At 64.6% G+C, this 13,353-nt stretch carries 12 protein-coding genes and 1 pseudogene; 8 read left to right on the forward strand and 5 right to left on the reverse strand.

The window, feature by feature from the left end:
- The 5 genes and pseudogenes from EOA23_RS36555 to tauA form a co-directional block, all read right to left on the reverse strand.
- Nucleotides 1-171 (reverse strand): annotated as a pseudogene (locus EOA23_RS36555) (IS110 family transposase); the annotation flags it as partial.
- Between the two features lie 341 nt (nucleotides 172-512).
- Complete coding sequence (locus tag EOA23_RS23790; RefSeq protein ID WP_126063539.1) at nucleotides 513-698, reverse strand: hypothetical protein; 186 nt, start codon at nucleotides 696-698, stop codon at nucleotides 513-515.
- Between the two features lie 22 nt (nucleotides 699-720).
- On the reverse strand, nucleotides 721-1,566 hold the full coding sequence (locus EOA23_RS23795; protein WP_127305939.1) for an ABC transporter permease subunit: 846 nt from the start codon (nucleotides 1,564-1,566) through the stop codon (nucleotides 721-723).
- A gap of 12 nt (nucleotides 1,567-1,578) precedes the next feature.
- A complete protein-coding gene (locus tag EOA23_RS23800) occupies nucleotides 1,579-2,352 on the reverse strand; it encodes a taurine ABC transporter ATP-binding protein (RefSeq protein WP_127305940.1) in 774 nt (257 codons plus the stop codon).
- 162 nt (nucleotides 2,353-2,514) lie between these two features.
- A complete protein-coding gene (gene tauA, locus EOA23_RS23805) occupies nucleotides 2,515-3,531 on the reverse strand; it encodes a taurine ABC transporter substrate-binding protein (protein ID WP_127305941.1) in 1,017 nt (338 codons plus the stop codon).
- Between the two features lie 454 nt (nucleotides 3,532-3,985).
- On the opposite strand from tauA, the gene EOA23_RS23810 reads away from it, so the two are divergent.
- From EOA23_RS23810 to EOA23_RS23845, 8 genes are all read left to right on the forward strand, one after another.
- The gene (locus EOA23_RS23810; RefSeq protein ID WP_245474320.1) at nucleotides 3,986-4,408 is read left to right on the forward strand and encodes a transposase; all 423 of its coding nucleotides are present in this window, start codon (nucleotides 3,986-3,988) and stop codon (nucleotides 4,406-4,408) included.
- Nucleotides 4,393-4,911: a transposase gene (locus EOA23_RS23815; RefSeq protein WP_127305943.1), complete on the forward strand. Its 519-nt coding sequence runs from the start codon at nucleotides 4,393-4,395 to the stop codon at nucleotides 4,909-4,911. Before EOA23_RS23810 ends, EOA23_RS23815 begins: the two co-directional genes overlap by 16 nt.
- A 502-nt stretch (nucleotides 4,912-5,413) precedes the next feature.
- Nucleotides 5,414-6,754, forward strand: coding sequence for an FAD/NAD(P)-binding protein (locus EOA23_RS23820; RefSeq protein ID WP_127305944.1), 1,341 nt, complete (start codon nucleotides 5,414-5,416; stop codon nucleotides 6,752-6,754).
- Between the two features lie 403 nt (nucleotides 6,755-7,157).
- Nucleotides 7,158-8,591, forward strand: coding sequence for a pyridoxal-phosphate dependent enzyme (locus EOA23_RS23825; protein ID WP_127305945.1), 1,434 nt, complete (start codon nucleotides 7,158-7,160; stop codon nucleotides 8,589-8,591).
- Nucleotides 8,588-9,757, forward strand: coding sequence for a PLP-dependent aspartate aminotransferase family protein (locus EOA23_RS23830; protein ID WP_127305946.1), 1,170 nt, complete (start codon nucleotides 8,588-8,590; stop codon nucleotides 9,755-9,757). Before EOA23_RS23825 ends, EOA23_RS23830 begins: the two co-directional genes overlap by 4 nt.
- A gap of 579 nt (nucleotides 9,758-10,336) precedes the next feature.
- A complete protein-coding gene (locus EOA23_RS23835; protein ID WP_127305947.1) occupies nucleotides 10,337-11,059 on the forward strand; it encodes a GntR family transcriptional regulator in 723 nt (240 codons plus the stop codon).
- 126 nt (nucleotides 11,060-11,185) lie between these two features.
- Complete coding sequence (locus tag EOA23_RS23840) at nucleotides 11,186-12,427, forward strand: D-amino acid dehydrogenase (RefSeq protein ID WP_127305948.1); 1,242 nt, start codon at nucleotides 11,186-11,188, stop codon at nucleotides 12,425-12,427.
- Nucleotides 12,428-12,469: 42 nt separating this feature from the next.
- A complete protein-coding gene (locus EOA23_RS23845) occupies nucleotides 12,470-13,273 on the forward strand; it encodes an aspartate/glutamate racemase family protein (RefSeq protein WP_127305949.1) in 804 nt (267 codons plus the stop codon).
- Nucleotides 13,274-13,353 lie beyond the last annotated feature (80 nt).

The following is a 13,353-nucleotide window of genomic DNA, read 5'->3' on the forward strand; positions in this document are numbered from 1 at the left end:
AGCCGAGCCGCAGGCCTCCATGCCGATCAGCGCCGGCGGCTGCGCGGCGAAGAACTTCTCCACCTGCGCGCGGCGCAGCTGCCGCTGCACCACCACGCGCCCGGCAGCATCCACGCCGTGCACCTGAAACACATTCTTGGCCAAATCGATTCCAAATCTGATAGCTTGCATGACGGACGGTCTCCTCCTCTGGGGTTGATCACAGCCCAGTTTGGCACATTCGATGCCGCAAGGGGCCGTCCACCCATCATTCTAGGGCGGAGCAGGAGCGAAGCTCCGTCGCGAAGACCCTAGAATCCATGCCGTTACCTTCGCCAAAGATTGCAACGGAGCAGAATTCTGCACCGTGGCGGCGCTTCCAAGTCACGGCATGGATTCTATGGTCTGCGCCGCGTCGCTTCGCTCCTTGCTCCGCCATAGAATGACGAGGTTGGGAGGGCGGCTTCAACCAATCGACGCGGCGCAGACATTAGGATGACGAAGTCGCCAGCGCTGGCGTCCCCACTTCCCGCTCACTGCGACCAGTACTGCCAGGCCCAGTAGAAGCTCTCGTCGCGCGGCGGTAGGCGGTCGCGGTCGCCGGCAAGCAGCACCGGCGTCGGTGATTTCGGTTCGTCTGCCTGCTGTTTGTCGCTCGGCGGCAGACGCAACAGCCATGTGCCGACATGCGCGAACAGCACTGCGGTGGAATGGGTCATCGTCCTTCTCCTTCGCTTGAGCTCATTCCCGCCCCGCCCAGGGCACCAGCACCCGCTCGATCCGGCGGATGACGAATTCGAGCGCAAAGGCGATGATCGCGATCACCAATATGCCCATCATCACCACGTCGGTGACCAGGAATTGCGCCGCCGACTGGATCATGAAGCCCAGCCCTCGCGTCGCCGCGACCAGCTCGGCAGCGACCAGCGTCGACCAGCCGGCGCCGAGCGCGATGCGCAGGCCGGTGAGGATCGAAGGCAGGGCGCTGGGCAGGATCACATGGCGGATGACCTGGGCCCGCGTGGCGCCGAGCGAGCGCGCCGCGTCGACGCGCTCGCGCGAAACGCCGCGCACCCCGGCGGCGGTCGACAGCGCCACGGGCGCCAGCATGGCGATGGCGATCACCAGGATCTTGGACGGCTCGCCGATGCCGAACCAGATGATGATCAGCGGCAGATAGGCGAGCGGCGGGATCGGCCGCAGGAATTCGAGCAGCGGATCGAACACGCCGCGCCCGATCCGGCTGATGCCGATGGCGAGGCCGACCGGTACGCCGACGAGGATCGCCGCGATCAGCGCGGCGAACACGCGCCAGAGCGAGGCGAGGGTGTGCTGGAGCAATGTCGCGTCGACGAACCCGTCCCGGGCCACGACCACGAACTTCGCCCAGACCGCGGCGGGCGAGGGCAGGAAGACCGGCGATACCAGCTGCAGCGAGGCCGCCGCCGTCCAGGCGGCGAGCAGCACCAGGATGGCGATCGCGCTGACCAGCCTGGCCGAGACGACCGTCCCTTTTCGGCCGCGGCCGCGACCATGGCACGGAAAGCCTGTCGGTCTCGCCGGATTTCGCGGCGGGACGTTCGCTATAGGTGCTCACGCTCATGCCGCCTCTCCTTCGAAGATCGCGTCGGTGAGCTCGGCGCGGGCCGCGGCAAAGCCGGGATCGGCCTTGATCGCGCGGATCGGCTCGCCGGCCGCGTAGCGGCGGCCGAAATTCGTTTCGAATGTCCGCACCACATGGCCGGGTCCCGGCGCCAGCACGACGATGCAGGTCGCGAGCACCAGCGCCTCCTCGATGCCGTGCGTCACCATTAGCACGCCGACCTGGCTTGCTGCCCAGAGGTCGAGCAATGTCGTCTGCATGCGCTCACGCGTCAGCGCGTCGAGCGCGCCAAGCGGTTCGTCGAGCAGAAGGAATTCGGGTTCTGCGGCCAAAGCTCGGGCAAGGCCGACGCGCTGGCGCATGCCGCCGGAAAGCTCCCAGATGCGCTTGTCGCCGGCCTCGGCGAGCTTGACCAGCGACAGCAATTCGTCGGCGCGGCGTGCTCTGCTATCGGCCGGGACGCCGCGCAGCCTAAGCGCGAAGGCCACATTTTCCCGCGCCGTCAGCCAGGGGAACAGCGCATCGTTCTGGAAGACAACGGCGCGATCGGATCCGGGCCCGGTGATTTTCTTGCCGCCCACCATGGCGAGTCCTCCCGCGGGCTCGACCAGGCCGGCGGCGACATTGAGCAGCGAGGTCTTGCCGCAGCCGGAACGGCCGACCAGCATGACGAAATCACCCTTGGCGATGTCGAGCGAAACCCGCTCGACCGCCGGCGCCGGCTGGCCGTCATAATGGACGCTGATCTTGTCGAGGGTGAGATGCGTCATTGGGGCCTCTGCTGGATCAGGTGTTGGATCCTGGGGCCCGCCCCGAAGCCGCGCCTCGTAAGCGGCTTCGGGACAGGCAAGCGCAAGGCCAGGGAAGGAGGCCGCGCTTCCGAACAATCCCCGGAAAGGCGGTCATCCTTCCGGGAATTGCATGGAGAAGGCTCAGTTCGAGGCGAGCGCCTCGCTGGCATATTTCGCCGTCACATATTTCGAATAGTCGGGCAGCACGGCGTCGACCTTGCCCTGCTCCTTGAGGAAGGCGGACGTTGCGGCGACGGCTTTGACGGTCGCGCCGCCGAGGAACTTGTCCGAAGCCTGCTCCTCAAGCGACGGGAAGACATAGCCCTTGAGCAGCTCCGGCACCTCTTCCAGCTTGGCGCCGGTGAGCTTGGCGATCTTGCCGGCTTCCGGCGAGGATACCGACCAGGCCTCCGGCTTGGCGAGGAACTTGGCATAGGCTTCGCCGGTCACCTTGACGAAGTCGCGCACGGCTTCGGGGTGCTTTTCGGCAAAATCGGTGCGCACGATCCAGGCGTCGAAGGTCGGTGCGCCCCAGGCGGCCACTTGCGAAGAGTCCAGCACCACCTTGCCGGTCGTCTTCACCTGGCCTAGCGCCGGATCCCAGACATACGCCGCGTCAATGTCGCCGCGCGCGAAGGCGGCGGCGATCTCCGGCGGCCTGAGATTGAGGATCTGCACCGACTTCGGATCGACATTCTCATGCTTCAGCGCCGCGAGCAGGCTGTAATGCGTGGTCGAGACGAACGGCACGGCGACCTTCTTGCCGGCCAGGTCCGCGACCTTCTCGATGCCGGCGCCGTTGCGGGCGACCAGCGCCTCCGATGGACCGATCAGCCCGACGACGAAGATGGTCTGGATCGGCAGCTCGCGGCTGGCGGCCGCGGCCAGCGGGCTCGAGCCGACATAGCCGATATCGACCGAGCCGGAAGCGATCGCGGCGATGACGTCGGCGCCGGAATCGAACTTGCGCCAGTCGATCGCCGCCTTGGTCGCCTTCTCATAGGCACCGTCGGCCTGCGGCACTTTCGAAGGCTCGACCACCGTCTGATAGCCGATGGTGATCTTGAGATCCTCGGCGCTGGCCGGGCCGAGCAGGGCGGCGCCGGCAAGAGCGGCGGCCGACGAAAGCAACAGAACGCGTCGTGAAAGGATTGACATTGAAAGGCTCCATAAACCCCTGAAACTGGATTGCCTTTCTATCGTCCGTTAATTCTATCAGGTTTGTAGAGTTAAATCCTTCCAACGAAGGGCGCTTTGTTGGAAAAGTGTCGCCGGGTAACGGCGGAACCGGCGCAAAGGAACGGTCGCGGGGTTGGTGCGGGTGGACGCGGCGCCAGCCGCGCTCTTCGGTGCCCCTGGGCGGTTGGCAAAGCCGTCCTTCCAGTCGTCATTCCAGGGCGGAGCAAGGAGCGAAGCGACGCGCGCAGACCCTAGAATCCTGTGTGTTGGTTCTGGTGTATGGTTGAAGTGGGAAGGAGACCGAGTGGATCCTGGTCGTCCTTTCGGACAGGCCGTGGCATGGCCCGGTCCCTTCCCACCGGTGAACCATCAACCTGAACAGTTGCACGGGGCTGTTCGAAGCAGACCCCGCACCACAGGAAGAGGCGTGGACATGATAGCCCAGAACTATGTCGGCTGCGACATCTCCAAGCAGTGGCTCGACTTTTTTGATGAGACAAGCGGCCGTCTTCGGCGCATCGACAACCAGGCCGATGCGATCGCGGCTTATGTGGCGGGTCTTGATCCCAGTCGGGACTTCGTCGTCATGGAGGCGACAGGCGTGCATGACCGGCTGCTGCGTCATGCGCTGGCCAAGGCCGGCGTGCCGTTCTCGCGGCACAACCCGGCACACACCCACCACTATTCGAAGTCGACGCGCCGGCGCGCCAAGACCGATCCTCTCGATGCCAGGATGCTGAGCGACTATGGCCGTCGCTATAACCCTGAGGCCGAGCCGGCCCCGAGCGAAGAAGTCGAGCGGCTTCAATCGCTTGCCGGCCACCCGACCATCTGGTCGAGATGCGGGCAGCGCTGAAGAAGCACCTCGCCGAGGCTTTCGATGAGGCCGTCATTGCCGATCTGGAAGAAACGATCGCCTACTTCGACACGCGCATCAAAGCGCTCGAGAGCCGGATTGCCGAGGTCATTCGTCAAAACCAGGACACCGCTCGCGACCATGCGCTGATGGTCTCCGTGCCCGGTGTCTCCAAGGTCGGCGCGCTCTCGCTGCTGGCGCTCCTGCCCGAGCTCGGCCAGCGCTCACCCAAGGCGATCGCCGCGCTCGCCGGCCTTGCCCCGTTCGACAACAAGAGCGGCAAGCTCAACCGCAGGAGCCATATCCAGGGCGGGCGATCACGCGTGCGCCGCGCCCTCTATATGGCTGCCCTCACCGCCATCAGAACCTGTGAGCGCTTCAAGACCTTCTACACCGCACTTGCTGCCCGCTCAGGCTCCAAGAAACTGGCTATCATCGCCGTCGCAAGGAAGCTCTTGGTCGTCCTCAACGCCATCATGCGCGACAAAATCGCCTTCGCATGAACACAGTTGCCATGCCGTGAAATAGAAGAGATGCAGCGGTGCAGACCTATCTTTCGGCGGGGGTAGATAAGGCCTCTATTCTCTACCGTTGCACCTCTCGCGAACGTAACGGCATGGATTCTAGGGTCTACGCGCCGCTTCGCGTCGCTCCGCCCTAGAATGACGAAGTCGTTGGGTTGGCGCTCCCTTTCAAAGATACCAAAGCGGACTCTCCGGCCTAGAATGACGACAGCGGATGCGGCGCCCTTCCACAATCGCGGCAGCCTGAACGAAAATCCTCCTGTCACCGGATTTCAGCAAATCCATGCTTCAAATCGCCGGCGAATTGAAACTCGGGTTTCGTGCTTGCCTCGCTTAGTATAGTAATCTTATCAACATTGGGAGTGAGAGAACGATGCGCGACCTTCTGAAAACCGTTCCGGCGATCGTTCGTGGCTTGCGGCTTAGCCCGCCCGCGGCGCTCACCGCACGCTGATCGCTCGACAAAAACCGGCTCGCAACCATGGTTGGACGCGGCAACTCCATCATCATTGTCGGCGGCGGCGCCAGCGGCGTGGTGCTGGCCGCGCATTTGCTGATGTCGTCAAACTCCGATCTGCGCGTCACGCTGATCGAGAAGCGTCCGCATTTCGGCCAGGGCATGGCTTATTCCACTTTGCTGTCGGCGCATGTGCTCAATGTCAAAGCCTCCGGGATGAGCGCCTATGCCGACGACCCCACCCATTTCGCGCGCTGGGTGCTTGAGCGCGGCTTCGCCAAACCCGACCAGGGGCCATTTTATGCGCCGCGCAGTCTCTATGCCCGTTACCTGAGAGAGCTGCTCGACGATCTGGTGGAACGTGAGCGCGAGACCGGCCGGCTGCGGCTGATTGCCGAGGAGAGCCTGTCGATCTCGCCGACGCCGGCTGGCGTCGAGGTTGTGCTCGCCAACGGCACCAGCGTCGTTGGCCATCTGGCAGTTCTTGCCACCGGCCATGACGAGCAGCCCGGGGCCTTCCAGGGCCATGCCATCCGCATGGGGACGGAGGCCGACACCGCGCTCGATCCGCAAGCCGGTGTCCTGCTGCTCGGCACGGGCCTCAGCATGGTCGACGCCCTCCTGTCGCTGGAACAGCGCGGCCATCGCGGCCCGATCGTCGCGGTATCGCGGCGCGGCCTGCTGCCGTCGCCGCACCGCAAGGGCAACCCGATCAAGCTCGATATCGCCGACATTCCGCTCGGCACCGAGCTTTCCTATTTCGTCGGCTGGTTCCGCAACCTGATCCGCGAGACCCAGAAGGCCGGCGGCGACTGGCGCGACGTCGTCGATGGGTTGCGGCCCTTCAACCAGACGATCTGGCAGAACTGGCCCTCGTCCGCCAAGCGCCGCTTCGTCGAGCACACCAAGGCCTGGTGGGACATCCACCGCCACCGCATGGCGCCGGAAGTCTACCAGCGCGTCACCGAGGCGGTCAGGTCAGGCCGCATCCGCCTCGTCGCCGGCAGGATCGTGAATGTCGAGGCGAACGGCAGCTTCACCGTGAAGATCCAGCCGCGCGGCACGCAGGAAGTCGAGACCCTGCAGGTCGCCCGCCTTTATGATTGCATGGGCATCGCCCGCGACATTTCGAGGACCTCGAACGGCCTCGTGCGCGCGCTGATCGAGCGTGGCGTCGCGCGGCCGGATCCGCTGCGCCTCGGCCTCGACGTCACCGCGAAATGCGAGCTGATCGCGGCCGACGGCACGGTGTCGTCGAAGCTGCTCGCCGTCGGCCCGCTGACGCGCGGCACCTTCTTCGAGATCGACGCCATTCCCGACATCCGCGTGCAATGCGCGAAGCTGAGCAAGCAGCTGCTGGGGTGAGGCATGGTCGAGGGATATCTCCCCCCTTGAGGGGGAGATGGCCGGCAGGCAGAGGGGGTCGGTCCGACGGGCTCGGCCTAATCTGTTGCAAAGGGAGGTTGGCGCTTCACGCGCGGCGACCCCCTCTGTCGCCTTCGGCGACATCCCCCCTCAAGGGGGGAGATTAGGCGCCCTCCGTGAAATTCCATTCCCCGACTCGCCGCCGGATTGGCACGATCTATCTTCTTTCCGGATGAAAAGGCTGGAAAAGACAGGGCGCGCGATCCGTGAAGCCGGGATGGATTCCGGCGGCTAGAGCATGATCCCAAAAAGTGGGAACCGGTTTTTGGAATAGATCATGATCCAACAAGAATGCGCGAGATTGCCGACATCCGCCTCGAACTGCTTCGATGGAGCACTCAAGATGAGCGAGCAGACAAAAGCGCCGCAGCGCGCGCACACCGACCTTTCGAGGCTTCGCCCGCCTTACGCTTCGGTGCTCGACCTGATCGGCCAGACGCCGATCGTCGAGCTGACCAAATTCGACACCGGCAAATGCCGGCTGTTCATCAAGCTCGAAAGCCAGAATCCCGGCGGCTCGATCAAGGACCGTATCGCGCTGTCGATGATCGCCGCCGCCGAGAAGGCGGGCAAGTTGAGGCGCGGCGGCACCATCGTGGAGGCCACCGCCGGCAACACCGGTCTCGGCCTCGCCCAGGTCGGCATCCCGAAAGGCTACCGCATCATCCTGGTCGTGCCCGACAAGATGTCGCGCGAGAAGATCCAGCATCTGCGCGCGCTCGGCGCCGAGGTGCGCATGACCCGCTCCGATGTCGGCAAGGGCCACCCCGAATACTACCAGGACATGGCCGAGAAGATCGCTTCCGAGCTGCCCGGCGCCTTCTATGCCAACCAGTTCGCCAATCCGGCCAATCCGCTGGCGCATGAGACGACGACCGGGCCGGAAATTTTTTGGCAGCTCGACGGCGATGTCGACGCGGTGGTGGTCGGCGTCGGCTCCGGCGGCACGCTCACCGGTCTCGGCCGTTACTTCGCGAAACACTCGCCGAAAACCGAGATGGTGCTGGCCGATCCGGTCGGCTCGGTGCTGGCGCCGCTGATCAAGACCGGCAAGATGGAGGAGGCCGGCAGCTGGACGGTCGAAGGAATCGGCGAGGATTTCGTGCCGCCCAATGCCGATCTCTCGCTGGTCAAGAAGGCCTATTCCATCCCCGACAAGCAGAGCATGCTGGCGGTGCGCGATCTCTTGTCCAAGGAAGGCATCCTCGCCGGCTCGTCCTCTGGCACGCTGCTGTCAGCAGCCCTTCGCTATTGCCGCGAGCAGACGGCGCCCAAGCGCGTCGTGACCTTCGTCTGCGACAGTGGCAACAAGTACCTGTCGAAAGTCTTCGACGATTTCTGGCTGGCCGAGCAGGGCCTTGCCGAGCAGGAGCAGCATGGCGATCTGCGCGACCTCGTCATGCGTTCGCACCGCACCGGCGACACCGTCTGGGTCGGGCCGGAGGAAAGCCTGCTCAACGCCTATGGCCGCATGCGCCGCTCCGACGTTTCGCAATTGCCGGTGCTGGATCAAGGCAGGCTGGTCGGCATCGTCGACGAAAGCGACATCCTGGCCAAGGTCGACGGCCCCTATGACGGCCGCTGGGACCGTTTCAACGCGCCGGTGCGCACGGCCATGACGTCGAACCTGCACACGCTGCAGGCCAACCAGACGCTGGACGCGCTGCTGCCTGTCTTCGACCGCAACGAGGTCGCCATCGTCTTCGATGGCGACGAGTTCATCGGCCTGATAACCCGTATCGACCTGATCAACCATCTGAGGCGCCGCGCAAAATGACTTCAAACGGCAAGAACCGCCTGGCCTTTTCCACCCGCACCATCCATGGCGGCCAGAGCCACGACCCGCTGACCGGCGCGGTGATGGTGCCGATCTACGCCACCTCCACCTACGGCCAGCAATCGCCCGGCGTGCACAAGGGTTTTGAGTACGCCCGCAGCCAGAACCCGACGCGCTTTGCCTTCGAGCGCGCGGTCGCCGATCTTGAAAGCGGCAGCAGGGCTTTCGCCTTCGCCTCCGGCCTGGCGGCGATCTCGACCGTGCTCGAGCTGCTCGATTCCGGCGCCCATATTGTCGCCACCGACGACATCTATGGCGGCTCGTTCCGGCTGATGGAGCGGGTGCGCAAACGTTCCGCCGGGCTGCAGGTGAGCTTCGCCGACTTCACCGACCTGGCCGCGGTCGAAGCCGCGATCCGCCCGGACACGAAACTGCTCTGGGTCGAAACGCCGACCAATCCGCTGCTGCGCATCGTCGATCTCGAAGCTCTCGCGGCGCTTGCAAAGCGTAAGGGCCTGCTTACCGTTGCCGACAACACGTTCTGCAGCCCCTATATCCAGCGCCCACTGGAGCTTGGCATCGACATCGTCGTGCACTCAACGACGAAATATTTGAACGGCCATTCCGACATGGTCGGCGGCGTGGCGGTCGTCGGCGACAACAAGGATCTCGCCGACCAGCTGAAATTCCTGCAGAACGCCATCGGCGCCATCTCCGGCCCGTTCGACTGTTTTCTGGCGCTCCGCGGCATCAAGACTTTGGCGCTGAGGATGGAGCGCCATTCCGCGAACGGCCTGAAAATAGCGCAATGGATGGAAACGCGAAAAGATGTCCGCCGGGTGATCTATCCCGGCCTCGCCAGCCACCCGCAGCATTCCATCGCCGTCCAGCAGATGCACGCCTTCGGCGGCATGATCTCGGTCGACCTCGATCGCGACCTGGCGGGAACGAAACGCTTCCTCGAACGCACCCAGCTCTTCACGCTGGCCGAAAGCCTCGGTGGCGTCGAAAGCCTGATCGAGCACCCGGCGCTGATGACGCACGGCTCGATCCCGGCGGAGAAGCGCGGGGCGATCGGCATCACCGATTCGCTGGTGCGGTTGTCCTGCGGCATCGAGGACGGCGATGATCTAGTCGCCGATCTGGAGCAGGCGCTGGCGCACTAGTTCCTCAACACAGTGATTTTGAAAAGATTGCAGGCTTGTCGGGCAAGCTATCAACATCCGTTTGGGATAAGCCAGCGCAAACGCTGGCGATGAGTTGGAGGCTCCCGAACCTCGTCATTCCAGGGCGGAGCAAGGAGCGAAGCGACGCGCGCAGACCTTGGAATCCATGCCGTTACCTGGACCGAAATGTGCAGCGGTGCAGAATTTCTGGACCGCCGCGGCGCTTCCAAGTCACGGCATGGATCCTCGGGTCTGCGCGCGTCGCTTCGCTCCTTGCTCCGCCCGTGGATGACGATCGCGATAGGCGTCCCAGTCAGTCGCCAAGGCCGGGGATCTGCCAACGCGCACTAACCAACCGGTCAAAACTTCTGTGTTGAGGAACTTGAGCAGTTCCAGGAAAAGTGTGAGCCGCCTTCGCCGTAGCTTCCGCGGGGGAATTGCGACAAACAAAGAGATAGAGCGCTTCGCCGTTTCCATGAAACGGTGAAACGCTTTAAGCGCAACTGAGTGCACTTTGCGATTTCAGAACGTATCATGGAAGCGCCCGCCGATTGTCCGGCGGCGCCGGGATGAGGACTGATGACACAAGGACGCGGCGGTGGTGAAAAATCGGCGGCTACCCGTGCCGTCCGCGCGGCCGACAGCGTCGAGCGTGTCTATGCCCGGATCAAGGACTTTGCGATCGACTATCGTTTCCGGCCGGGCGAGCGGATCAACGAGGTCGAGCTCGCCGCCGAGCTAGCGGTCAGCCGCACGCCGGTGCGCGCCGCGCTCAATCGGCTGGAGCGCGATGGTTTTGTCACCTCCGTGCCGAACAAGGGCTTTTTCGCCCGCGAGCTGACGCCGGAAGCGGTGCGCGATCTCTACGAGCTTCGCGCGGCGATCGAGCGTGCCGCCTTCGTGCTTGCCTGCGAGCGCGCGACCGATGCCGAGATCGAGGCGGCGGCCGGGACCTGGACAATTCACAGCAACCCGGAAGACGAGGGCTCATGGGCGAAGATCGCCGTCGCCGACGAGAGCTTCCATACGGCGCTGACGCGATTGTCGAAGAATGCGCAGATGATCAGCGCGCTCGAAGGTCTCTGCTCGCGTATCCGCTTCTTCAGGTGCATCGACCTGGAGTCTTCATCGCGTCGCGAGCGCACCTATCGGGAGCATGACGCGATCATTGGCGCCCTGCGCCGCCGCGACGCCGCGGGCGGAGCGAGCCTCCTCGAAAAGCACATCACGCTGAGCTCTGCGCACGCCATCGAAGTGGCGGCGCGGGGACTGGCGCGGCTTTTCCCGGAGACCGCGGCGTAGAGCTTTCGCGGAAACCTCAGCGTCCATCCCGGCGGTGTCTCAAAAGACGGCCATCTTGCAGGCTGCCCCTTGCGGATCTCGCGATAGATTCTAAAGTGTACTCACTTTGCGATCTCCGGAGGCGTGATGCGCGTGATCGTGTTGGGTGGCGGCGTGGTCGGCGTCACCACCGCTTACCAGCTGCAGAAGGACGGGCACGAGGTCGTCATCCTCGAGCGCCAGCAACAGGTCGCGGCCGAGACCAGCTGGGGCAATGCCGGCATGATCGCGCCGGGGCATTCCTTCGTCTGGTCCTCGCCCAGGGCGCCGATGATCCTGTTGAAATCGCTGGTGCTGAAGGATCAGGCGCTGTGCTTCAGGCTTTCGGCCGATCCGAGGCTCTACAGCTGGTCGTGGCTGTTCCTGATGGAATGCACGGCCGAGAAGGCCCGGCGCAACACGCTGCTCAAGCACCGGCTCGCCGTCTATTCGCAATCGGTGCTGCAAGAAGTGGTTGCCGACGAGGCCATCGACTATGATCGCAACGATCGCGGCATCCTTTATTTCTACCGCAGCCAGCAGGCGCTCGACAAAGGCGTCGAGCATATGAAGCTGCTGGAATCCGACGGCCAGCTGATCAAAGTGCTCGACCGCGACGCCATCGTCGCGCTCGATCCGTCGCTGGCCTCGGCGAAGGAAAAGATCGCCGGCGGCATCCATTGCCCGACCGACGAGACCGGCGACCCGGCGAAGTTCACCCGGGCGCTGGCCGCCAAGGTGGTCGAGCGCGGCGGCGATATCCGCACCGGTACCACCATCACCGGCATCGAGACGTCCGGCGACGGCGTCGCGCAGGTGATGACGGACAAGGGAAGCGTGAAGGGGAACGCCTATGTGCTGGCGCTCGGTTCCTACAGTCCGCTGATAGCCAGGACGATCGGGCTCAGCCTGCCGATCTATCCGGTCAAAGGCTATTCGCTGACCATCCCGATCGGCAACCGGCCGGCGCCGCCGACCATCGCAGCGATCGACGAGCACAATCTGGTCGCCGTGTCGCGCTTCGGCGACCGGCTGCGCGTCACCGCTACCGCCGAATTCGCCGGCTACGACACCAGCCACAAGCCGGCCGATTTCGCCTTCATGAAAGGCGTGACCGAGGAGCTTTATCCTGAAGGCGCCGATTATGACCGCGCCGAGATGTGGGCGGGGCTCAGGCCGATGACGCCGAACAACCTGCCCGAATTCGGCCGGCGCCGCCTGCGCAATCTCTACCTCAACACCGGGCACGGCCATATCGGCTGGACCATGTCGCACGGCTCGGCCCGCATCACCGCCGACCTGATCGCCGGCCGCAAGCCTTCTGTCTCCATGGAAGGCCTTTTGAACTGAACGATCGGTCCGCACGGGATCGACAAGAAGAAAGGGAACGCCATGTCCGTCAGCGCCGCCACCCGCCCTCAGTCGTCGGGACCGGTCGATTTGGGCGTGCTGCCGTCGGAGATCGACGGCGGCCTCGCCTCGCGCGCGGCGATCGGCCTGGCGATCCTGGCCACCGACCAGACGCTGGAGCACGAGTTCCGCGCGCTGGTGCGCATTCCGGGCGTCGCCTTCTACGAGGCGCGCCTCTTCAACGACAACGACATCACGCCCGACACTTTGCGCGCCATCGGCCCGCGCATCGCGCCGACCGTCGATCTCATCCTGCCCAGCATCCCGCTCGACGTCGTCGGCTTCGGCTGCACTTCGGCCACCATGACGCTCGGGGAGGAAGCCGTCTTCGCCGAGATCAGGAAGGCGCGGCCGGGCGTCGCCTGCACCACGCCTGTCACCGGCGCGCTGGCCGCCTTCAAGGCGCTCGGCGCGAAGGGCATCGGCCTGCTCACCCCTTACGCGCCCGAGATCAATCAAGGCCTGGTGCGCTATTTCACCGGCCGCGGCCTCGACATCGCGGCCGTCGCCACCTTCGACCGTCGCGACGACCGCGAGGCCGCCCGCATCTCGCTGGCTTCCATCGAGGCTGCCGCCGAACGCATGGCTGAAGTGCCCGGCGTCGATGCGATCTTCATCTCCTGCACCAGCCTGCGCGTCGCCGAAGCCGTGGCGGAGCTGGAGCGGCGCATCGGCGTTCCCGTCACCTCCTCCAACCACGCCATGGCCTGGCACTGCCTGCGCCTCGCCGGCATCGACGACGTGGTGCCGGCGGGTGGAAGGCTGTTCGCGCTGGCTGATGTTTGATTGGTGGAGCAGACTTTCAGGGGATAGGAGGCGTATCCAGCGGGGAATGGCATAGGGCGCTCCCCTCTCCGTCTCGGCTT

The organism is Mesorhizobium sp. M2A.F.Ca.ET.042.01.1.1 (assembly GCF_003997405.1).
Taxonomy (GTDB): Bacteria; Pseudomonadota; Alphaproteobacteria; order Rhizobiales; family Rhizobiaceae; genus Mesorhizobium.

Excerpts from the sequence above, each read along its gene's own strand:
- EOA23_RS23790 (WP_126063539.1), bottom strand. The coding sequence starts at position 698 with ATGACCCATTCCACCGCAGTGCTGTTCGCGCATGTCGGCACATGGCTG.
- EOA23_RS23800 (WP_127305940.1), bottom strand. The coding sequence starts at position 2,352 with ATGACGCATCTCACCCTCGACAAGATCAGCGTCCATTATGACGGCCAG.
- tauA (WP_127305941.1), bottom strand. The coding sequence starts at position 3,531 with ATGTCAATCCTTTCACGACGCGTTCTGTTGCTTTCGTCGGCCGCCGCT.
- EOA23_RS23810 (WP_245474320.1), top strand. The coding sequence starts at position 3,986 with ATGATAGCCCAGAACTATGTCGGCTGCGACATCTCCAAGCAGTGGCTC.
- EOA23_RS23815 (WP_127305943.1), top strand. The coding sequence starts at position 4,393 with ATGCGGGCAGCGCTGAAGAAGCACCTCGCCGAGGCTTTCGATGAGGCC.
- EOA23_RS23820 (WP_127305944.1), top strand. The coding sequence starts at position 5,414 with ATGGTTGGACGCGGCAACTCCATCATCATTGTCGGCGGCGGCGCCAGC.
- EOA23_RS23825 (WP_127305945.1), top strand. The coding sequence starts at position 7,158 with ATGAGCGAGCAGACAAAAGCGCCGCAGCGCGCGCACACCGACCTTTCG.
- EOA23_RS23830 (WP_127305946.1), top strand. The coding sequence starts at position 8,588 with ATGACTTCAAACGGCAAGAACCGCCTGGCCTTTTCCACCCGCACCATC.
- EOA23_RS23835 (WP_127305947.1), top strand. The coding sequence starts at position 10,337 with ATGACACAAGGACGCGGCGGTGGTGAAAAATCGGCGGCTACCCGTGCC.
- EOA23_RS23840 (WP_127305948.1), top strand. The coding sequence starts at position 11,186 with ATGCGCGTGATCGTGTTGGGTGGCGGCGTGGTCGGCGTCACCACCGCT.
- EOA23_RS23845 (WP_127305949.1), top strand. The coding sequence starts at position 12,470 with ATGTCCGTCAGCGCCGCCACCCGCCCTCAGTCGTCGGGACCGGTCGAT.